The following is a 21737-nucleotide window of genomic DNA, read 5'->3' as shown; positions in this document are numbered from 1 at the left end:
CTTTGCCCTACTATCTCCTGATGTTCTAAGCTGAATCTGTTCATTCGAAAGGGAGAATCACCATGTCAGACCAAGCATTAAAAATCGTTACCCTGCTCGGCAGCCTGCGTAAAGGCTCGTACAACGCCATGGTCGCCAATGCCCTACCGGACCTTGCGCCACAAGGCGTCACCATCGAAGCGCTTCCTTCAATCCGTGATATCCCGCTGTATGATGCCGATGTGCAACAGGAAGAAGGTTTCCCTGCTGCAGTGGAAGCGATCGCAGAGCAAATCCGTCAGGCGGACGGCGTTATCATCGTTACCCCGGAATATAACTACTCGGTGCCGGGCGGGTTAAAAAACGCCATCGACTGGCTGTCTCGCCTGCCGAACCAGCCGTTAGCCGGTAAACCCGTAGCCATTCAGACCAGCTCTATGGGGCCGATTGGCGGCGCGCGCTGCCAGTATCACCTGCGCCAGATCCTGGTGTTTCTCGATGCCATGGTGATGAACAAACCGGAATTTATGGGCGGCGTGATCCAGAATAAAGTGGATGCTCAGGCTGGGGAGTTGATTGATCAGGGCACGCTGGACTTCCTGACCGGCCAGTTGTCCGCATTCAGTGATTATATTCGTCGACTGAAGTAAGATTATTTTACAGACGCCTTCGGCAGAAAATTGACTGAAGGCGTCATTCTTATGAGAGATCACTTTATAACCCATTAAAATTAAAGTCATAAAATTATGTATTTTCTCATTTTAGCCATATTACTGGCTTTCATCACCAGACCATTATCAGCCGCAGAAATGCGTTATCCCGCCGGAGAAGAGCCGATCGAGCTGCCGGTACATAGCCCTTTGAATGCCCAATACCCGCGCACCGCCCAGGGCCAGGAAGACAAAAAGATCGCGGCCATGTCGCTGTACCTGACGCTGATGCGCGAAGACGGGCGGAACATATGGGCCCCCTATCAACTGGCGGCCTCTTCGGCGGAAAAGGGCCAAACCGAACTGGCGGAGCGCTATCTGCAGCTGAGTGCCGATCGCGGGTTGTGGTATTACTACAACCTGTTGGAGGACGACGCCTTCAATAGCATTCAGCACAGCAGGACCTATCAATCAATATTGGCGGTCACCAAAGCCCGCTACCTGCAACATGCGCATTGGTACGAAGGCAAAGCCAGCTACGCCATTCCTGAAGGCACACCGCCTGCCGGCGGCTGGCCAACGGTGGTGTACCTGCATACCTACGGCAAGAGCGCCGGTATCACACCCGAAGAGCGTTTGTTGTTTAGCGAGATGGGCGTGGCCTATGTTGAGATCAACGGTACCCAGATGCTGTCGGAGAACAGCTTCCGCTGGTCGAATTACAGTGACGAAAGCACCCAAAGCGCGATCCAGCGGGCTTTGCAACCGGCCGCAGAACTAAAACTCAACCCGCAGCAGGTCTACCTCACCGCCCGTGGGCAAGGAGCGCTGCACGCGGCCAATCTGCTGGCCAAATATCCCCAGCTATATGCCGGCGCGATGCTGATCGCCCCCAATGGTGAGATCAAGCAGGCTCAGCAATCGCTGGCGACCAATAAGCGCTTGGTGGTGGCGTATTACGATCGGCAAAACTTCAGCGATCAGGCGCTGGCGATGCATTTCGCCAATTTGTTCAGTGAGAATAACCAGGTAGAAACGTTGCATTTTTCTCAGGGAGAGAACCCTGACGGCGGCTGGCAGGCCCGTTTTAAACGGCCTTTACAGTGGATGTTGCAGCAGGCGCCCGACGCTACGCCGGGTGCCTAAAAGATAACGGGGCCGACCAGCGTCGGCCCTTGCCGTATTAATGGCCGTCTACAAACACAATTTTCAGCACAAACAACAGCGCCACCACCACCACACATGGGCTGATTTCGCGCCAGCGACCGGTCCCCAGCTTCATCACGCAATAGGAAATAAAGCCGAGCGCAATGCCTTCGGTAATCGAGAAGCTGAATGGCATCATCACTGCCGTGACGAACGCCGGAACGGCTTCGGTCAGGTCATCCCACTTCACCCGCGCCAAACTTGATGTCATCAGCACGCCAACGTAGATCAGCGCGCCGGCTGCGGCATAAGCCGGCACCATACCCGCCAACGGCGACAGGAAAATCACCAACAGGAACAGGATACCGGTTACCACGGCGGTCAGGCCGGTACGGCCGCCGACAGACACCCCGGCGGAGCTTTCAATGTAGGCGGTAACCGAAGAAGTGCCGACAAAGGAACCGGCTACCGAGCTGATGCTGTCGACATACAGCGCCTGCTTCATGCGCGGGAACTTACCCTTGTCGTCAGTCAGCCCGGCCTTGTCGGTTACGCCAATCAGGGTGCCGGAGGAATCGAACAGGTTGACCAGCATAAAGGAGAAAATCACCCCGGCCAGGCCAATATTCAGCGCCCCGGCCAGATCAACCTGACCCACTACCGACGTGATGTTAGGAGGCATCGAGAATACGCCGCCGTATTTCACATCGCCCAGCGCCCAGCCGATCAGCGTAGTCACCACGATAGAAATCAGCACTGCCGCATGGAAGTTGCGTGAAGACAATACCGCGATGATAAAGAAGCCCAGCGCACCCAGCAGCACGTTGTGCGAAGTCAGGCTGCCGATGGTCACCAGCGTGTCCGGGTTAGCCACCACGATACCGGCATTTTTCAGCCCCATCATGCCGATAAACAGACCGATACCGCTGGTAATGCCCACCCGCAAGCTCATCGGAATATTGGCAATCATCCAGTAGCGAACGCGGAAAATGGTCAGCAGCAATAAACCGACTGCCCCCCAGAAAATGGCACCCATGCCGATCTGCCATGAGATGCCCATTGCGCCGACCACTACAAACGCGAAGAACGCATTGAGGCCCATCGCCGGTGCCAGCGCTACCGGCAGGTTCGCCAGCAGGCCCATGAAAATGCTGCCGAAAGCGGCAATCAGACAGGTTGTCACGAACACCGCCTGCGTATCCATGCCCGCCGCGCCCAGGATTTGGGGGTTAACGAACACGATATACACCATGGTCAAAAAGGTAGTAATACCGGCAATCGTTTCCGTACGCGCCGTAGTGCCATGTTGCTTGAGTTTAAACACGCGCCCAAGCAAGCCTTGCTCGACGTCAAGGCCAGATACTGGTTTGCTCATTATCAGAATTCCGAAGAGGGGAATGGACAGTCGCCGGCTATCCTATACCCAAAATAATTGGAGTCGCATCACGGCGGCAAGAACGCGAATCCCCAAGAGCTTACTCAAGTAAGTGACTGGGGTGAGCGTTCGCAGCCAACACAGATGCGGCTTCAAGTATGCCGGGTATATAACAAAAAGTCAGGGTTTTGATGCTGATCACAGGTTTTTTTCGCCGTCTTTACGGCTATAAACCCCAACAGGTTGTATTTGCTGATATTCATCGGAAAACCAGGATTCAGGAGTCGCAATCCTGCCTGATGCGGTTAAAGTGGCATTATCGCTGTTGACTCGAAGGACACTGACGCTGATGAACCAGATTGACTGTATTTTGTTTGATTGCGACGGCACGCTGGTGGACAGCGAAGTGCTGTGCAGCAAAGCCTATGTGCACATGTTTGCCCACTTCGGCATCCACCTGTCGCTGGACGACGTGTTCAGAAGATTCAAAGGAGTGAAGCTGTACGAAATTATCGAACAGGTTAATGCAGAACAGGGCACCACGCTGGCAAAGGAAGAGCTTGAACCGCTGTACCGCCAGGAAGTGGCCCGCTTGTTCGATAGCGAGCTGCAACAAATCGCCGGGGCGCGTGAACTGCTGGCGCAGGTGAAGGTGCCGATGTGCACCGTTTCCAACGGCCCGGTCAGCAAAATGCAACACTCGCTCGGCCTGACCGATATGCTGCACTATTTTGATGACCGGTTGTTCAGCGGCTATGACATCCAACGCTGGAAGCCGGATCCGGCCATTGTGTTCCACGCCGCTGAAAAAATGCAGGTGCCTGTGGAGCGCTGCATCCTGGTGGACGATTCCGCCGCCGGTGCACAGGCAGGAATCGCCGCCGGGATCCCGGTGTTTTACTTCTGCGCCGATCCGCACAATAAACCTATCGATCACCCCTTGGTCACCGCATTCGACAATCTGGCGCAATTGCCGGCGCTCTGGCGTGAACGCGGCTGGCAGCTGACTAACTAGCCGGCAACGGCGGTTTGTTGCGCCACCAGCGCCATGACCGTTTTACAGCCCGGGTCTGCGGGCTGTAGCGGCGATTGATCGCATTGGCCAGCAGATCCAACGCCAGGCAGAACACGAAGTACACCAACGCGATAAACAGGAATACCTCCATCGGATACACCATGCTGCGGTTGTTGACCTGTGTCGCCAGAAAGGTCAGCTCACTGACACCAACGATATAGGCCAGGGAGGTGTCCTTGATCAGCGAAATCCACTGGTTGATAAACGACGGCACCATCATGCGCAGCGCCTGCGGCAGCACTATCAACCACAGCGTTTGCCAGCGGGTCAGCCCCAACGATAACCCGGCCTGCCACTGCCCCGGCCCGATGGCGGCAATGCCGGCTTTCACCGCATGCGCCAGATAGGCGGAGGCGATCAACGCCAGAGCGCAAACCACCGTGGTAATTTCAGGAATATCTACGCCAAAAACGATGGGCAGCAGGAAATAGGTCCAGAAAATCAGCATGATCACCGGAATTGCGCGGAAAAAGCCCAAAACCGCCGCCAACAGCCCGGCCACCACGCCGCGTGACATCGCCAATGCCACCCCCAGCAGCGTGCCGAGAATAGCCGAAGCCACCCCCGCCATCAGGCTGATAGCCAGTGTCAGCGCCGCGCCCCCCAGCGGCCCATCCGGCCAGGTGCCCCACAGCAGATATCCCAGGTTGTCGTAAATGATGCTGAAATCCATCTTAATGTCCTCCCAGCGGTTTACGCTGCTGCCGCCACATGCCCCAGCCTTCCAATAGCGCAATGATGGCGATATACAACACCGTCGCCACGCCAAAGGCCTGGAAGGTGCGTAGCGTCTCGGTTTCTACCTGACGCGAAGCATAGGAAAGTTCAGCGACGCCGATCGCCATGGTCAGCGAGGAGTTTTTTATTACGTTCATGTATTGGCCCAGTAGCGGCGGCATGGCAATTTTCAGCGCCTGCGGCAGGACCACATAACGCATGGCCTGCCATCCGGTCAGCCCCAGCGCGTTGGCGGCGTACTTTTGTCCGCTGGCGACACCACGGATGCCGGAGCGGATCTCTTCAGCGATAAAAGCGGTGGAGTAAAGCGTCAGGCCGAAGAAACCGGCCAGAAATTCAAATGAGGGCCACTCAAGCAGGCCGATGTGGTGTGGCGTATTCAGCCACTGCATGGCGGCAGACGGCAAAATCTGCCCGGCGGCGAAATACCAGAAGAACAGCTGCACCAGCAGCGGCGTATTGCGAAACAATGAGCTGTAACCGACCGCCAGCCAGCGCAGCCCCCTCAGGCGGCTGTCACGCATCGCTGTCAGTAAAAACCCCAACAGCGTGGCTGCCAGGCTCGCACAGGCGGAAAGCCACAGCGTCAGCAGGAAGCCATCCCATAACCAGCTCAGATACTGCGGCGTCAGCAGCCAGTCTGAGAGTTGTTGCAGATTCATGCCTAATCCTTGTTTTGCACCATGCGCCAAGGGCGCAGCAAGCTGCGCCCCTCCGTTCTGACTTCACGACCCCGCAGAATCAGGCCTTAGGCTGCTGATCCAGGGGTGCGATGGTGAAATCGCCGCGCGGTTGAGCCGTTTTGGTTTCCGGCCCGAACCAGCGATTGTAGATTTTCACCGCTTCGCCGTCCTTTTCCAGTTTGATCAGCGTGTCGTTAACGCTGGCGGTCAGGCGATCTTCGCCTTTGGGAATGCCGACTCCCTGGTACTCTTTGGTAATGCTGAACGGCGAGATCTCGAAGTCAGCTTTCTGGGCGGCCGGCAGGTTGCCGAGCAGGCCCACCAGCTTGGCGTCATCCTGGGTGATCGCCTGCACGTTACCGTTACGCAGCGCCACGAACGCCAGCGGGGTGTCGTCGTAAGAGATCACTTTCGCCGTCGGATAATGTTCGCGCAGGGTAATTTCCTGCACCGTGCCTTTGTCCGCGCCAATGCGCAGCTTTTTGATGTCTTCCGGGGTTTTCAGTACGCCTTTATGGGCGATAAATTTCTGGCCGGTGGCGAAATACGGCACGCTGAAGTTCACTTCCTTGGCGCGCTCGTCGGTAATGGTGAAGTTAGCGGCAATCAGGTCGACCTTTTTCGAGACCAGCAAAGGAATACGGTTGGCCGGGTTGGTGGCTCGCAGCTCAACCTTCACGCCCAGCGCTTTGCCGATCGCATCGGCGACATCCACATCGTAACCCACCAGCTTTTTGCTTTGCGGGTCGATATAACCGAACGGCGGATTGCTGTCGAACACCGCGATACGCACTACGCCGGCTTTCTTGATGTCGTCGAGTTTGTCCGCATGCGCGGCACCGGTGGCGAGGCTGGTCAGGCTGGCTAATAAGGTTAAGGCCAAAGCGCGATGTTTCATGGGGAGCTCCTAAGGGTTGATGTCCTGCTGGCTGCTAAGCTAGCAAGCCCCACTTAGGTCAGGAAATAATATAAAAAGCTATATTTATAACCTTTTTGTCTTTAAGGGTTTTAAACAGCATAAAGGCGCAGTTTTCTGCGCCTTCAGGGGTAACTCTCGGGGGAAATTACTCTTTTTTATCGTCTTTTCCGTCGGATGACAGCAGCTTTTCCAGCGCGTCGCCACCGATATGACGGAAGTCCTGACCTTTGACGAAATAGAAGATAAATTCGCAAATGTTCTGGCAGCGGTCACCGATACGCTCGATCGAACGGGCACAGAATAACGCGGTCAGCACGCTTGGGATGGTACGCGTATCTTCCATCATGTAGGTCATCAACTGGCGTACGATGCCCTCATATTCCTGATCGACCTTCCGGTCTTCGCGGTAAATGCGGATAGCTTCATCCAAATCCATGCGCGCGAAGGCGTCCAGCACGTCGTGCAGCATCTGCACGGTATGGCGACCAAGCGACTCCAGGCTGACCAGAAGTGGCTGATGCTGGTGCGAGAATTTCTCCAGCGCGGTGCGGCAAATCTTGTCCGCCACGTCGCCGATGCGTTCCAGCTCGGAAATGGTTTTGATGATCGCCATCACCAGACGCAGGTCGCTGGCGGTCGGCTGGCGTTTGGCGATGATCCGCACGCAGGCTTCGTCAATCGCCACTTCCATCATATTGACCTTGGCGTCGCCTTCGATCACGCGCTTGGCCAATTCACCGTCCTGATTGTGCATCGCGGTGATAGCGTCGGTCAGTTGCTGTTCCACCAGCCCGCCCATGGTCAATACCTGGGTGCGGATATGCTCCAGTTCTGCGTTGAACTGGCCGGAAATGTGCTTATTTAAATTCAGGTTATCCATGATGCATCCTATCAACCATAACGGCCGGTGATGTAGTCTTCGGTCTGTTTTTTCTGTGGCGCGGTGAACAGGTTATCAGTATCACTGAACTCGATCAGTTCGCCCAGATACATAAATGCCGTGGAGTCGGAGCAACGCGCGGCCTGCTGCATGTTGTGGGTTACGATCACCACGGTGTAGTCAGACTTCAGTTCGCTGATCAGCTCTTCAATCTTACCGGTGGAAATCGGATCCAGCGCCGAGCAAGGTTCGTCCAGCAATAACACGTCCGGACGAATGGCAATGCCGCGGGCGATGCACAGACGTTGCTGCTGGCCACCCGACAGGCTGTAACCGCTCTGGTGCAGCTTGTCCTTGGTTTCGTTCCACAGCGCCGCCTTGGTCAAGGCCCACTGCACACGCTCATCCATGTCGGCACGTGACAGCTTTTCAAACAGGCGCACGCCGAAGGCGATATTGTCGTAAATCGACATCGGGAACGGCGTCGGCTTCTGGAACACCATGCCGACCTTGGCACGCAGCAGTGCGATATCCGAGTTGTCGGTCAGAATGTTCTGCCCATCCAGCAGAATGCCACCTTCGGCACGCTGCTCGGGGTAAAGCTGATACATTTTGTTGAAGGTGCGCAGCAGGGTAGATTTGCCGCAGCCGGACGGGCCGATAAACGCGGTGACCTTGTTCTTGGCGATATCCAGCGTGATGTTTTTCAGCGCATGGAATTTGCCATAGTAGAAGTTCAGATCGCGTACCTGAATTTTGCTGCTGGAAGCGTCAGTAACCATACTCATCAAGACTTCTCTCTTTTCATCAGCGCCGCCACGGCAGCGCTCAAAATTTTATGAATGCTTTTTCTTGGCGAAAACCACACGCGCCAGGATATTCAGTAGCAGTACGCACAGGGTTATCAACAGCACCCCGGCCCAGGCCAGCTCTTGCCATTCGGCGAACGGGCTCATGGCGAATTTGAAAATGGTCACCGGCAGGTTGGCGATCGGCTGCATCAGGTCGGTGCTCCAGAACTGATTCGACAGCGAGGTAAACAGCAACGGTGCGGTTTCCCCTGCGATACGCGCAATCGCCAGCAGCACGCCGGTGATGATGCCGGAGACCGAGGCTTTCAACGTGATGGCGGAAATCATGCGCCATTTCGGCGTGCCCAGCGCATAAGCGGCTTCGCGCAGCGTATCCGGCACCAGCTTCAGCATATTCTCGGTGGTACGGATCACGATCGGTACCTGCAACAGCGCCAACGCGATGATCCCGGCCCAACCGGAGAAGTGTTCCATCTTCGCCACCACGATGGTGTACACGAACAGGCCCACAACAATCGACGGTGCCGATAACAGAATGTCGTTAATAAAACGGATGACTTCCGCCAGCCAGGATTTACGGCCATATTCCGCCAGGTAAATCCCCGCCATGATGCCCAGTGGCGTACCGAACACGGTAGCCCACAGGATCAACAGGCCGCTACCGGCGATGGCGTTTGCCAGACCACCGCCCGCGGTATTCGGCGGAGGAGTCATTTCGGTGAACAGCGCCAGCGACATGCCGTCGATGCCCTTGGTCACGGTGGAGAACAGGATCCACACCAGCCAGAACAGGCCAAACACCATGGTCGCCATCGACAGGAACAGCGCCAGTCGGTTCTTCTGGCGGCGCCAGGCCTGCATTTTGCGGCGGCTTTCCAGCAGCGCTACGCTATTTTGCATATCCATAGTCGTCACGTTAGCGTCCCTCACTCTTTGCCAGGCGCATCACCATCAGCTTCGACAGCGCCAGCACGATAAAGGTGATAACAAACAGAATCAGCCCCAACTCCATCAACGCGGCGGTGTGCACGCCCGACTCCGCTTCGGCGAATTCGTTGGCCAGTGCAGAGGTGATGCTGTTGCCCGGCATATACAGTGAAGCGCTGTCGAGCTGGTAGGTGTTACCGATGATGAAGGTCACCGCCATGGTTTCCCCCAGCGCACGGCCCAAGCCGAGCATTACACCGCCAATCACGCCATTCTTGGTAAACGGCAATACGATGCGCCAAATCACTTCCCAGGTGGTGCAGCCGATGCCATAGGCCGACTCTTTCATCATCACCGGGGTTTGTTCGAATACATCGCGCATTACGGCGGCGATATAAGGAATAATCATAATCGCCAGGATCACCCCGGCAGCCAGAATACCGATACCGAACGCCGGGCCAGAGAACAGCTCACCGACAATCGGAATGCCGGACAGCACCTCGCCAACCGGGGTCTGGAAATATTCGGCAAACAGCGGGGCGAACACGAACAGACCCCACATGCCGTAAACGATACTCGGGATCGCCGCCAGCAATTCAATGGCGATACCCAGCGGGCGCCTCAGCCAGTTTGGTGCCAGCTCGGTCAGGAACAGCGCAATGCCGAAGCTGACGGGTACGGCGATAATCAATGCGATCAGCGAGGTGACGACGGTGCCGTAGATCGGTACCAGGGCGCCGAACTGCTCAGCAGGCGCGTCCCATTCTTTGGTCCACAGGAAGGAGAAACCGAATTTCTGTATGCTCGGCCAGGAGGCGAAGATCAGCGAAACAATAATGCCGCCCAGCAACAATAGGGTAATCAGCGCCGCCAGTTTAACCAGCGCGCTGAAGATGACGTCACCATTTTTACTCGGTGCTTTAATGGTCGGCTTGTACTCAGCCATAGATCACTCTCTGTGTTAACCCTGGCAGGCCCAACCTGAATTGAGCCCTGAAAAACTGAGTGGGGCGCGCCGAATCACGCGCCCCTGCGTTGTTAGTACAGCGCTTTACCGGAACTGTCTTTTACGTTGGTTTTCCATGCTGCACGCACCTGCTCGATAACTTCGTTCGGCAGCGTGGCGTAATCCAGGTCGTTAGCCTGCTTGGCGCCGGTTTTGTACGCCCAGTCAAAGAACTTCAGAACTTCGGTGCCCTGAGCCGGGTTTTTCTGCTCTTTGTGCACCAGGATGAAGGTGGTGGAGGTGATTGGCCAGGCGTTGTCGCCTTTCTGGTTAGTCAGGTCCTGGGCGAAGGTTTTGCTCCAGTCAACGCCTTTAGCGGCGGCGCTGAAGCTCTCTTCTGTTGGGCTAACCGCTTTGCCGTCGGCAGAAATCAGCTTGGTGTAAGCCAGGTTGTTTTGTTTGGCATACGCGTATTCAACGTAACCGATGGAGCCTGGCAGACGCTGTACGAATGCGGCGATGCCGTCATTGCCCTTGCCGCCCAGACCGGTTGGCCAGTTAACGGTAGAACCTGCACCGATTTTCTCTTTCCACTGCGCATTGGCTTTAGACAGATAGCTGGTGAACACGAAAGAGGTGCCTGAACCGTCTGCGCGACGAACAACCGCAATGTTCTGATCCGGCAGCTTGACGCCTGGGTTCAGCTTGGTGATCGCCGGGTCGTTCCATTTTTTCACGTTGCCCAGGTAGATATCACCCAGGGTTTTCCCATCCAGGGTCAGCTCACCGGATTTGATGCCCGGGATGTTAACGGCCAGCACCACGCCACCGATCACGGTAGGGAACTGGAACAGGCCATCGGCCGCCAGCTTGTCATCACTCAAAGGTGCATCGGAGGCACCAAAGTCAACGGTATTGGCGACGATTTGCTTCACGCCACCAGAAGAGCCGATGCCCTGATAGTTAACTTTGTTGCCGGTTTCTTTCTGATAAGAATCTGCCCACTTGGCATAAACCGGAGCGGGGAATGTCGCACCTGCACCGGTCAGGCTAGCAGCAGCGAACGCGGACACGGCGGTCAGGGAGAAAGTCGCTGCCACAATACTGGCGACGGTGGTACGCATCAGTTTCATAATCCCTCCTAATGGGATATTCAAAAATCGACTTTGAGTCGTTTTCATCAGAGTAAGTATTGCTGCAGGAGGGAAAATAGGACAGTTTGGTGACAGTAAAATGTACGAAATATGACAGTTATATTACAGTGAGAGTGCGGATATAATTACTCTATAAAAATCAAACCATTAAACATAAAACCACTCAGTAATTAATCAATAAAAAAACCCTTTCCAGCGCCGCTATCCGTTTGAATATGACAACTTTTATCTCCGCTGTAGCACTCTTGTCATATTTGATCCCGTTATGAAAAAAGCCGGCACAGTGGCCGGCTTTTAGAGATTAACAGCAGCGGATTACTCTACGGTGACAGACTTAGCCAGGTTACGCGGCTGGTCAACATCGGTGCCTTTGATCAACGCCACATGGTAAGACAGCAGCTGCAACGGCACGGTGTAGAAGATAGGGGCCACGATTTCTTCTACGTGCGGCAATGGAATGATGGTCATCCCTTCGCTGCTGACGAAACCGGCATCCTGATCGGCGAACACATACAGCTGGCCGCCGCGCGCGCGAACTTCTTCGATGTTGGATTTCAGTTTTTCCAACAGTTCGTTGTTCGGCGCTACCACGATCACCGGCATATCGGCATCGATCAACGCCAGTGGGCCGTGTTTCAATTCACCGGCCGCATAGGCTTCCGCGTGAATGTAGGAGATCTCCTTCAGCTTCAGCGCACCTTCCATGGCAATCGGATACTGATCGCCACGGCCGAGGAACAGTGCGTGATGCTTGTCGGAGAAGCCCTCCGCCAGCGCTTCAATGCTTTTGTCCAGCGACAGCATCTGTTCGATACGCGCCGGCAACGCCTGCAGGCCGTGTACGATTTCATGCTCAACGCTTTCCGCCATGCCTTTCAGACGGCCCAAACGTGCCACCAGCATCAACAACACCGCCAACTGGGTGGTGAAGGCCTTGGTAGAGGCCACGCCAATTTCGGTCCCGGCCTTGGTCATCAGCGCCAAATCGGATTCACGCACCAGCGAAGAACCGGCCACGTTACACACCGCCAACGAACCGAGGTAGCCCAATTCCTTCGACAGGCGCAGCGCCGCCAGGGTATCGGCGGTTTCGCCGGACTGTGACAGCGTGATGATCAGGCTGCCCGGACGCACGGCAGATTTGCGGTAACGGAATTCAGACGCGATCTCGACGTCGCAAGGCACACCGGCCAGAGATTCGAACCAATAGCGAGCAACCATGCCAGAGTGGTATGACGTACCGCAGGCAATGATCTGCACATGCTGCACCTTCGCCAGCAGCTCATCGGCGCGCGGGCCCAGCTCGCTCAGGTTGATTTGGCCATGGCTGAAACGCCCTTCCAGGGTGTTTTTCAGCGCCAGCGGCTGTTCGTAAATCTCTTTTTGCATGTAATGGCGGTAAGCGCCTTTATCACCGGCGTCGTATTGCACTTGAGATTCAATCTCAGGGCGTTCAACGGCGTTACCCTGTTTGTCGAAAATGTTGACGGTGCGGCGGGTCATTTCCACCACGTCGCCTTCTTCCAGGAAGATAAAGCGACGGGTCACCGGCAGCAGCGCCAATTGGTCGGATGCCAGGAAGTTTTCACCCACGCCGCGGCCGATCACCAGCGGACTGCCGGAACGCGCTGCCACCAGTACGCTCGGGTCGCGGCTATCCATTACCACGGTGCCGTAGGCGCCACGCAGCTGTGGGATCACGCGCTGCACCACTTCCAGCAAGCTGCCGCCCTGGCGCTGTTCCCAATGCACCAGGTGAGCAATCACCTCGGTATCGGTCTCGGAGCTGAAGTGATAGCCCCGTTCGATCAGCAATTCACGCAGCGGTTCGTGGTTTTCGATGATGCCGTTATGCACCACGGTAATGTAATCAGAAACATGCGGGTGCGCATTCGCTTCGGTAGGTTCACCGTGCGTTGCCCAGCGGGTGTGAGCAATACCGGTGCCGCCGTGCAAGGGATGTTGTTCCGCGGCTTCGGCCAGTTTATTGACCTTGCCCACGCGGCGTAAACGGTTCACGTTGCCTTCCGCATCCACCACTGCCAAACCGGCTGAGTCATAGCCACGGTACTCAAGGCGGCGTAAACCTTCCAACAGGATCTCTGCAATATCACGTTGCGCTACTGCGCCTACAATTCCACACATCAGTTGTATTCCTAATTAAACGCCTTTCGGGGCGCTTTCGATGTCTTGACCTGATTTTGCCGGTTTTTACCGTGCGTCCCCGAGCCTGTAGAGAATGGGGATTATTATGTTTTGTATTGGGCTCGTCCGCGGAGCCCAACGCAAAACACAATGCTTATTTCTTTTTCACCGGACGCTGCCAGCCCTGGATGTGTACCTGCTTAACGCGGCTCAGCACCAGTTCGTCCTCGCCGATATCACGGGTAACCGTAGTGCCAGCGGCGATGGTAGAGCCTTTGCCGACGGAGACCGGTGCCACCAGTTGGGTATCGGAACCAACAAACACGCCGTCGCCAATAATGGTTTTATGCTTGTTGGCGCCATCATAGTTACAGGTGATAGTACCGGCGCCGATATTCACATCGTCACCAATCTCGGCATCGCCCAGATAGCTCAGATGGCCCGCCTTGGAACCTTTGCCCAAGCGTGCTTTTTTCATTTCGACGAAGTTGCCGACATGGGCGCCCACCGCCAGCTCTGCGCCCGGACGAAGACGGGCGAATGGCCCCACGGTGCATTCCGCTGCCAGCACCGCATCTTCCAATACGCTATACGGGCTGATCTCGCAGTCGTCGCCAATTACGCAGTTTTTCAGCACGCAGCCGGCACCGATTTTCACGCGGTCGCCCAGCTTGACCGAACCTTCAATAATCACGTTGGCATCAATAGAGATGTCGCGACCGTGTACAAGTTCCCCACGCAGATCAAAACGCGCCGGATCCAACAGCATTACGCCGGCCAGCAGCAACTTTTCAGATTGTTCTGCCTGATAAATGCGCTCAAGTCGCGACAGCTGCAGGCGGTTATTCACGCCTTCCACTTCACTCAGGCGAGATGGATGGACCGCCTCAATTTTCTTGCCGTCGGCATGTGCCAACGCGATGATATCGGTGATATAGAACTCACCCTGCGCGTTGTCGTTGTTCAGCATCCCCAGCCAGCGCTTCAGATCGCGCCCGTTGGCCACCAGGATGCCGGTATTGATTTCAGTGATCTGACGCTGGGCTTCGCTGGCATCCTTGTGCTCAACAATTCCCACCACCGTATCCTGCTCGCGCACGATACGACCGTAACCGCTCGGATCAGCCAGTTTTACGGTCAGCAGACCAATGCCGCCCTGTGGCTTCGCCGCCAGCAGGCGCTGCAGGGTATCGACAGAGATCAGCGGAACGTCACCGTACAGCATCAGCACGTCTTCATCATCGGCAAAATGCGGTGCAGCCTGCTGCATGGCGTGGCCGGTCCCCAACTGCTCGGCCTGCAGCACCCAGTTCAGCGCACTGTCGGTCAGGGTCTTTTTCAGCAACTCACCGCCGTGGCCGTAGACCAAATGGACGTTTTTCGCGCCCAGTTTCATCGCGGCATCAATGACGTGCTGCACCATCGGCTTACCGGCCAATGGATGTAACACCTTGGGAAGATCGGAATACATGCGTGTTCCCTTGCCCGCGGCGAGGATCACCACACTCATTGCGCTGTTCGACATAAGCAACCTGATAACTCCATTTTGATAGACGAAAGTAGAACTCTTTAGTGACGATATTACTACATATTTCTCTTCACGAACCCGGCGCAGGCCATGGGGCACTAGGCGCGCCGCAGTTAACATTCAGATAACCCCAGTCTGGCTGGAACTGTCGGCGATCGGAGACATTTTTAGCCTCTCTCGAGGGTTATACATCACAATGCCCACTGGGTTGAAACGCTTATTTTAAAGCAAAAAAAAAGCGACCAAATAGGCCGCTTTCTTAATTTTGGTTGCGTTATGCACGCGCCAAAATGTTACATCGCTCTTCTGGTGAGCTCGATAACGCGCAGTTTTGCGATCGCTTTCGCCAGTTCCGCAGATGCCTGAGCATAGTCGACATCGCCATGAGAGCTACGGATGTGCTCTTCAGCTTTACGCTTAGCTTCCAGCGCTCTCGCTTCGTCGAGGTCCGTTCCACGGATGGCAGTGTCCGCCAACACGGTGACCACGCTCGGCTGTACCTCAAGGATACCGCCGGACAGGTAGATGAACTCTTCTTCACCGTGCTGTTTAACAATACGCACCATGCCAGGCTTGATGGCAGTCAGCAGCGGCGCATGGCCAGGGAAAATCCCCAGTTCGCCTTCGCTACCTGTCACCTGGATCTTTTGCACCAGGCCGGAAAACATATGTTTTTCCGCGCTGACTACATCCAGATGGTAAGTCATAGCCATATCACCCTCCTCTCAAGGCGTTACAGTTTCTTGGCTTTTTCCACTGCTTCTTCAATGGCGCCAACCATGTAGAACGCTTGTTCAGGCAGGTGGTCATAGTCGCCGTCCATAATGCCTTTGAAACCACGAATGGTGTCTTTCAGCGATACGAACTTGCCCGGAGAACCGGTGAAGACTTCTGCCACGAAGAACGGCTGAGACAGGAAGCGTTGGATTTTACGCGCACGGGATACGACCAGTTTGTCATCTTCTGACAGCTCGTCCATACCCAGGATTGCGATGATATCTTTCAGTTCCTGGTAGCGTTGCAGAATAGACTGCACGCCACGCGCTACATCGTAGTGCTCCTGGCCAACTACCAGCGGATCCAGCTGACGGCTGGTGGAATCCAGCGGGTCAACGGCCGGGTAGATACCCAGAGAAGCGATATTACGGCTCAGTACCACGGTTGCATCCAAGTGAGCAAAGGTGGTGGCTGGTGACGGGTCAGTCAAGTCATCCGCAGGAACGTAAACGGCCTGTACGGAAGTGATAGAACCGGTCTTGGTAGAGGTGATACGTTCTTGCAGAACGCCCATCTCTTCCGCCAGCGTTGGCTGATAACCTACCGCAGATGGCATACGGCCCAGAAGTGCGGACACTTCGGTACCGGCCAGGGTATAACGGTAAATGTTATCAACGAACAGCAGAACGTCGCGGCCTTCGTCACGGAATTTCTCCGCCATGGTCAGACCGGTCAGAGCAACGCGCAGACGGTTACCCGGTGGCTCGTTCATCTGGCCGTAAACCAGGGATACTTTGTCCAGTACGTTGGAGTCGTTCATTTCGTGGTAGAAGTCGTTACCCTCACGAGTACGCTCACCCACGCCTGCAAACACGGAATAACCGGAGTGCTCGATCGCGATGTTACGGATCAGCTCCATCATGTTTACGGTTTTACCAACACCAGCACCACCGAACAGACCAACTTTACCGCCCTTAGCGAACGGACAAATCAGGTCCATAACCTTGATACCGGTTTCCAGCAGATCCTGGGAGTTTGACAAATCTTCGTAGCTTGGCGCTGGACGGTGAATCGCCCAACGTTCTTCTTCGCCGATGTCGCCTTTCATGTCGATTGGTTCACCCAATACGTTCATGATACGGCCCAGGGTAGCTTTACCTACCGGTACTTCAATTGGGTGTTCCAGATCGTTCACTTTCAGACCGCGGCGCAGACCATCTGAGGTCCCCATCGCGATACAGCGAACTACGCCACCGCCCAACTGCTGCTGAACTTCCAGCACCAGCTTCTCGGTACCGTTTTCTACCTCAAGAGCATTGTACACTTTTGGTACGGCATCCTGAGGGAACTCGACGTCCACTACGGCGCCGATTACCTGGATAATCTTTCCAGTAGCCATCTTGAATCCTCTACGTAATTCGTAAACCTAGCTTAAACCGCGGAGGCTCCCGAAACGATCTCGGTGAGTTCCTGAGTGATGCTGGCCTGACGAGCCTTGTTGTATACCAACTGCAGCTCTTTGATCAGGCTACCGCCGTTATCGGTTGCGGCTTTCATCGCTACCATTCGTGCGGCCTGCTCGCTGGCCAGGTTTTCCACGACGCCCTGATAAACTTGCGATTCCACATAGCGGCGCAGCAAGGTATCAAGCAGCACTTTTGGATCGGGTTCATACAGGTAATCCCAAGATTTTTTCTTCAGCTCACCGTCATCGGAAGGCGGCAACGGCAGCAGCTGAATAATCTGTGGTTCCTGGGACATCGTATTGATAAATTTGTTGCTGACAATGTACAGCTTGTCCAAACGACCTTCGTCGTAGGCTTGCAGCATCACTTTCACCGGACCGATCAGTTCCGACAGGGAAGGTTTATCCCCCATGCCGGTAACCTGGGCAACCACGTTGCCGCCCACGGAACCAAAGAAAGAGGCCGCTTTAGAGCCAATCAGCGCCAAATCAACTTCAACGCCTTTTTCGGACCAGCCTTTCATCTCTGCCAACAGACGCTTGAACAGGTTGATGTTCAAGCCGCCACAGAGACCACGGTCAGTAGACACCACCAGATACCCGACGCGCTTAACGTCACGCTCATCCAGGTACGGGTGCTTATATTCCAGATTACCCAACGCAAGGTGACCAATCACTTTGCGCATGGTCTCTGCATAAGGACGGCTGGCCGCCATGCGTTCCTGCGATTTACGCATTTTGGAGGCGGCGACCATTTCCATCGCTTTAGTGATCTTTTGCGTGTTTTGCACGCTCGCGATCTTACTACGTATCTCTTTTGCGCCGGCCATCTCTGCTTCTCCTCATTGCCAGACGGCCTGCTGTCTTTCAACTGCAGGCCGCTGAGCGTTACCAGGACTGGGTTTTCTTGAAGGTCTCGAGGACGGCTTTCAGTTTGCCCTCGATCTCATCGTTGAAATTGCCAGTTTGGTTGATGTGGTTCAGCAACTCGGCATGCTCGCGGTCTGCGTAAGCAACCAGCGCGGCTTCGAAGCTCACGACTTTCGCGACTTCAACGTCGTTCAGGTAGCCACGTTCTGCGGCAAACAGCACCAGAGACTGTTGTGCGACGGACATCGGCGCATACTGTTTCTGTTTCAGCAGCTCGGTCACTTTCTGACCGTGGCTCAGCTGTTTGCGGGTCGCATCATCCAGATCGGAAGCGAACTGAGAGAACGCAGCCAGTTCACGGTACTGTGCCAGCGCGGTACGAATACCACCGGACAGTTTTTTCATGATCTTGGTTTGCGCTGCACCGCCCACACGGGATACGGAGATACCCGGGTTAACCGCCGGACGAATACCGGAGTTAAACAGGTTGGATTCCAGGAAGATCTGACCATCGGTAATCGAGATTACGTTGGTCGGAACGAACGCGGAAACGTCACCTGCCTGAGTTTCAATGATCGGCAGAGCGGTCAGTGAACCGGTTTGGCCTTTGACTTCACCTTTGGTGAAGGCTTCAACGTAGTCGGCGTTAACACGCGCAGCACGCTCCAGCAAACGGGAGTGGAGGTAGAATACGTCGCCTGGGTAAGCTTCACGACCTGGTGGACGACGAAGCAGCAGGGAAATCTGACGGTAAGCAACGGCCTGTTTGGACAGGTCATCATAAACGATCAGTGCATCTTCACCGCGGTCACGGAAGTATTCGCCCATCGCACAACCGGCGTATGGCGCCAGGTATTGCAGTGCAGCGGATTCAGACGCGGTAGCAACCACAACGATGGTGTTTGCCAGTGCGCCGTGCTCTTCCAGCTTGCGCACCACGTTAGCGATGGTAGACGCTTTCTGGCCGATAGCCACGTAAACACATTTGATGCCGGAGTCGCGTTGGTTGATGATCGCATCGATAGCCAGAGCGGTTTTACCGGTCTGACGGTCACCGATCACCAGCTCACGCTGGCCACGGCCGATTGGGATCATGGCGTCGACAGATTTGTAGCCAGTTTGAACCGGCTGATCTACGGACTGACGCTCGATAACACCAGGGGCGATAGCTTCAACCGGGGAGAAACCGTCGTTATCAACCGGGCCTTTACCGTCGATAGGTGCACCCAGGGTGTTAACTACACGGCCCAGCAGGCCACGGCCAACCGGAACTTCCAGAATACGGCCGGTACATTTTACCTTCATGCCTTCGGCCAGATCCGAGTACGGACCCATAACCACGGCACCTACGGAGTCGCGCTCCAGGTTCAATGCGATTGCGTAACGGTTGCCTGGCAGTGCGATCATTTCGCCCTGCATAACTTCGGCCAGACCGTGTACGCGGATGATCCCGTCGCTGACGGAAACAATAGTACCTTCATTGTGAGCTTCGCTCACCACATTGAACTGAGCAATGCGCTGCTTGATCAGTTCGCTGATTTCGGTGGAATTCAGTTGCATGCTCCAGTCCCCTTAAGACTGCAAGACGTCTGTCAGGCGTTCAAGACGACCGCGAACGCTGCCATCAATCACCATATCGCCAGCACGGATAATTACGCCGGCCAGTACAGACTTGTCAATTTTGCAATTCAGCTTAACTTTGCGTGACAGACGTTTTTCCATCGCAGCGGCAATATTAGCCTGCTGTTTGTCGCTCAGTGCGCTCGCAGAGAGCACGTCGACTTCGACGGTGGATTCCAGCAAGGCGCGCAGTTCATTGAACTGCTGCAGCACGGCAGGAAGAACCAGTAAACGTCCATTTTCGGCCATTACACGGATAAAGTTCTGGCCATGTTCGTCGAGTTGATCGCCACATACCGCGATGAACGTCTTGGACAGCGTCTCTGGCGCCATAGCGCCAGACAGCAGTTCAGAAATCTGTTCATTGCGAGTGACATCAGCAGCAAACGCCAGCATATCTTGCCAGCGCTCTACGCTTTGATGCTCAACGGCAAAGTCAAAAGCTGCTTTGGCGTAGGGGCGAGCTACAGTTACAAATTCAGACATCAGCCCCTCCCTCCTTACAGTTCAGCGACCAGTTTATCAACGATGTCGCTGTTAGCAGCTTCATCCACGGAACGTTCGATGATCTTCTCGGCGCCGGCAATTGCCAGCATCGCGACTTGCTTACGCAACTCTTCACGAGCGCGCTTACGTTCGGCTTCGATCTCAGCCTGAGCCTGCGCCACGATTTTGTTACGTTCCTGCTCGGCTTCGGCTTTCGCTTCATCCATGATCTGAGCTTTGCGTTTGTTTGCTTGCTCGATGATCACCTGAGCTTCTGCTTTAGCAGTTTTCAGCTGGTCGGTCGCATTGGCTTGCGCTAAGTCCAAATCTTTTTTGGCACGTTCTGCAGAAGCGAGACCGTCAGCAATTTCTCCCTGACGCTTCTCGATGGCTGCCATAATCGGCGGCCATACATACTTCATGCAGAACCAGACAAACAGAACGAACGCGATGGCCTGGCCGAGGATTGTTGCGTTAAGATTCACAGCACAATGCCTCTTTAAAAGTTAATAGTGTGGTTTCAGTGTAGAGAAATTCTCTACTTACGCGACAGCGAACATCACGTACAGACCCAGACCAACAGCGATCATCGGGATGGCGTCAACCAGACCCATAACGATAAAGAACTGTGTACGCAGCAGAGGAATCAGGTCAGGCTGACGTGCAGCGCCTTCCAAGAATTTACCACCCAGGATGCCGATACCGATCGCAGCACCGATTGCCGCTAAACCCATCATCACAGCGGCAGCCATGTACAGCAGATCCATACTCAGGTTTTCCATGACAGTCTCCAGTTTGTTTCAGTTTAAAAGTGCAAGTGTTTTAAGAAAATCAGTGCTCTTCAGATGCCATCGAGAGATAGACAATCGTCAGAACCATGAAAATAAAGGCTTGAAGCGTAATGATCAGGATGTGGAAAATAGCCCAAGGCAAGCTCAGGACCCACTGTGACCACCACGGCAACAGGCCGGCAATCAGGATGAAGATCAACTCACCCGCATACATGTTGCCGAACAGTCGCAGGCCCAGTGAAACAGGCTTGGACAGCAGGCTGACACCTTCAAGGATCAGGTTGATAGGAATGAATACAGGGTGGTTGAACGGCTGCATGGTTAACTCTTTAACGAACCCACCAACGCCTTTCATTTTAATGCTATAGAACAGAATCAGGATAAATACGCCCAACGCCATCGACAGGGTGACGTTCACGTCAGCCGTAGGCACCACACGCAGTGCCGGCAGACCGAGCTGAGCACCGATGAATGGCAGGAAGTCGACCGGGATCAGGTCCATCATGTTCATCAGGAATACCCAGACAAACACCGTCAGCGCCAGCGGAGCAATTACCTTGCTCTTGCCGTGGTACATATCGCGTACGCTGCTGTCGACAAACCCGACGACCAGTTCCACTGCGGTTTGCAGCTTACCCGGTACGCCGCTGGTGGCGTTTTTGGCAACCCGGCGGAAAATCACCAGGAACAGAACCCCGAGGACAACGGAGAAAAACATCGAGTCGAGGTTAATCGACCAAAAACCAGTCCCGACCTGAAGTTGCGTCAGGTGGTGACCGATATACTCCTGTGGACTGTTGTATCCCTCTGCAGACATGATGCCTCTACCCT

Annotated in this window: 22 protein-coding genes; 3 read left to right on the top strand and 19 right to left on the bottom strand. The window is 55.0% G+C overall.

Going from position 1 to position 21737, the window contains the following annotated elements; all coding sequences use genetic code 11:
* The first annotated feature begins 62 nt into the window (after positions 1-62).
* Together NR114_RS15030 and NR114_RS15025 are read left to right on the top strand one after the other, a co-directional pair.
* Entirely contained in the window at positions 63-629 is a 567-nt protein-coding gene (locus NR114_RS15030; protein ID WP_256814229.1) for an NADPH-dependent FMN reductase, read from the top strand.
* A 96-nt stretch (positions 630-725) separates the two neighbouring features.
* A complete protein-coding gene (locus tag NR114_RS15025) occupies positions 726-1775 on the top strand; it encodes a hypothetical protein (RefSeq protein WP_130016559.1) in 1050 nt (349 codons plus the stop codon).
* 37 nt (positions 1776-1812) lie between these two features.
* Here NR114_RS15025 and NR114_RS15020 read toward each other — a convergent pair whose 3' ends face one another.
* Positions 1813-3150, bottom strand: a complete 1338-nt coding sequence (locus tag NR114_RS15020; protein ID WP_020837732.1) for an NCS2 family permease — start codon at positions 3148-3150, stop codon at positions 1813-1815.
* Positions 3151-3499: 349 nt separating this feature from the next.
* Here NR114_RS15020 and yieH point away from each other — a divergent pair, with 349 nt between their 5' ends.
* The gene (yieH, locus tag NR114_RS15015) at positions 3500-4165 is read left to right on the top strand and encodes a 6-phosphogluconate phosphatase (protein WP_115060905.1); all 666 of its coding nucleotides are present in this window, start codon (positions 3500-3502) and stop codon (positions 4163-4165) included.
* Here the strand turns inward: yieH and NR114_RS15010 are convergent.
* The 18 genes from NR114_RS15010 to atpB form a co-directional block, all read right to left on the bottom strand.
* A complete protein-coding gene (locus NR114_RS15010; RefSeq protein ID WP_116691523.1) occupies positions 4158-4898 on the bottom strand; it encodes an amino acid ABC transporter permease in 741 nt (246 codons plus the stop codon). The genes yieH and NR114_RS15010 overlap by 8 nt on opposite strands.
* 1 nt (position 4899) lies before the next feature.
* Complete coding sequence (locus NR114_RS15005) at positions 4900-5625, bottom strand: amino acid ABC transporter permease (protein ID WP_256814223.1); 726 nt, start codon at positions 5623-5625, stop codon at positions 4900-4902.
* A gap of 79 nt (positions 5626-5704) precedes the next feature.
* Entirely contained in the window at positions 5705-6544 is an 840-nt protein-coding gene (locus NR114_RS15000; RefSeq protein WP_044554285.1) for an ABC transporter substrate-binding protein, read from the bottom strand.
* A 166-nt stretch (positions 6545-6710) separates the two neighbouring features.
* On the bottom strand, positions 6711-7445 hold the full coding sequence (gene phoU / locus NR114_RS14995) for a phosphate signaling complex protein PhoU (RefSeq protein ID WP_020837725.1): 735 nt from the start codon (positions 7443-7445) through the stop codon (positions 6711-6713).
* 11 nt (positions 7446-7456) lie between these two features.
* Entirely contained in the window at positions 7457-8227 is a 771-nt protein-coding gene (pstB, locus tag NR114_RS14990; RefSeq protein ID WP_369982368.1) for a phosphate ABC transporter ATP-binding protein PstB, read from the bottom strand.
* Positions 8228-8281: 54 nt separating this feature from the next.
* Complete coding sequence (gene pstA / locus NR114_RS14985; protein WP_041415128.1) at positions 8282-9172, bottom strand: phosphate ABC transporter permease PstA; 891 nt, start codon at positions 9170-9172, stop codon at positions 8282-8284.
* 1 nt (position 9173) lies between these two features.
* Positions 9174-10130, bottom strand: a complete 957-nt coding sequence (gene pstC / locus NR114_RS14980; RefSeq protein WP_044554283.1) for a phosphate ABC transporter permease PstC — start codon at positions 10128-10130, stop codon at positions 9174-9176.
* A 92-nt stretch (positions 10131-10222) separates the two neighbouring features.
* Positions 10223-11263, bottom strand: coding sequence for a phosphate ABC transporter substrate-binding protein PstS (gene pstS, locus NR114_RS14975; RefSeq protein ID WP_020837719.1), 1041 nt, complete (start codon positions 11261-11263; stop codon positions 10223-10225).
* A 336-nt stretch (positions 11264-11599) separates the two neighbouring features.
* Entirely contained in the window at positions 11600-13429 is a 1830-nt protein-coding gene (gene glmS, locus NR114_RS14970) for a glutamine--fructose-6-phosphate transaminase (isomerizing) (RefSeq protein WP_046374842.1), read from the bottom strand.
* Between the two features lie 154 nt (positions 13430-13583).
* Complete coding sequence (gene glmU, locus NR114_RS14965) at positions 13584-14954, bottom strand: bifunctional UDP-N-acetylglucosamine diphosphorylase/glucosamine-1-phosphate N-acetyltransferase GlmU (protein ID WP_234529642.1); 1371 nt, start codon at positions 14952-14954, stop codon at positions 13584-13586.
* A 296-nt stretch (positions 14955-15250) separates the two neighbouring features.
* Positions 15251-15670: a F0F1 ATP synthase subunit epsilon gene (locus NR114_RS14960; RefSeq protein WP_020837715.1), complete on the bottom strand. Its 420-nt coding sequence runs from the start codon at positions 15668-15670 to the stop codon at positions 15251-15253.
* A 20-nt stretch (positions 15671-15690) separates the two neighbouring features.
* Complete coding sequence (atpD, locus tag NR114_RS14955; RefSeq protein ID WP_020837712.1) at positions 15691-17073, bottom strand: F0F1 ATP synthase subunit beta; 1383 nt, start codon at positions 17071-17073, stop codon at positions 15691-15693.
* Positions 17074-17105: 32 nt separating this feature from the next.
* Positions 17106-17969, bottom strand: coding sequence for a F0F1 ATP synthase subunit gamma (gene atpG, locus NR114_RS14950; RefSeq protein WP_020837711.1), 864 nt, complete (start codon positions 17967-17969; stop codon positions 17106-17108).
* Between the two features lie 58 nt (positions 17970-18027).
* On the bottom strand, positions 18028-19569 hold the full coding sequence (gene atpA / locus NR114_RS14945; protein ID WP_020837710.1) for a F0F1 ATP synthase subunit alpha: 1542 nt from the start codon (positions 19567-19569) through the stop codon (positions 18028-18030).
* A 12-nt stretch (positions 19570-19581) separates the two neighbouring features.
* Positions 19582-20115: a F0F1 ATP synthase subunit delta gene (gene atpH / locus NR114_RS14940; RefSeq protein WP_020837709.1), complete on the bottom strand. Its 534-nt coding sequence runs from the start codon at positions 20113-20115 to the stop codon at positions 19582-19584.
* 14 nt (positions 20116-20129) lie between these two features.
* On the bottom strand, positions 20130-20600 hold the full coding sequence (gene atpF, locus NR114_RS14935; RefSeq protein ID WP_004950476.1) for a F0F1 ATP synthase subunit B: 471 nt from the start codon (positions 20598-20600) through the stop codon (positions 20130-20132).
* Positions 20601-20657: 57 nt separating this feature from the next.
* Complete coding sequence (gene atpE, locus NR114_RS14930; protein WP_004093904.1) at positions 20658-20897, bottom strand: F0F1 ATP synthase subunit C; 240 nt, start codon at positions 20895-20897, stop codon at positions 20658-20660.
* Positions 20898-20946: 49 nt separating this feature from the next.
* Positions 20947-21723 carry a F0F1 ATP synthase subunit A gene (atpB, locus tag NR114_RS14925; RefSeq protein ID WP_020837705.1) on the bottom strand — a complete coding sequence of 259 codons (777 nt, stop codon included), beginning with the start codon at positions 21721-21723 and terminating at the stop codon, positions 20947-20949.
* Positions 21724-21737 lie beyond the last annotated feature (14 nt).

Origin of the sequence: Serratia sp. Ser99, from assembly GCF_024519545.1 — a bacterium.
Lineage (GTDB): Bacteria > Pseudomonadota > Gammaproteobacteria > Enterobacterales > Enterobacteriaceae > Serratia > Serratia liquefaciens.
This window is presented reverse-complemented; position numbering and strand designations above follow the sequence as displayed.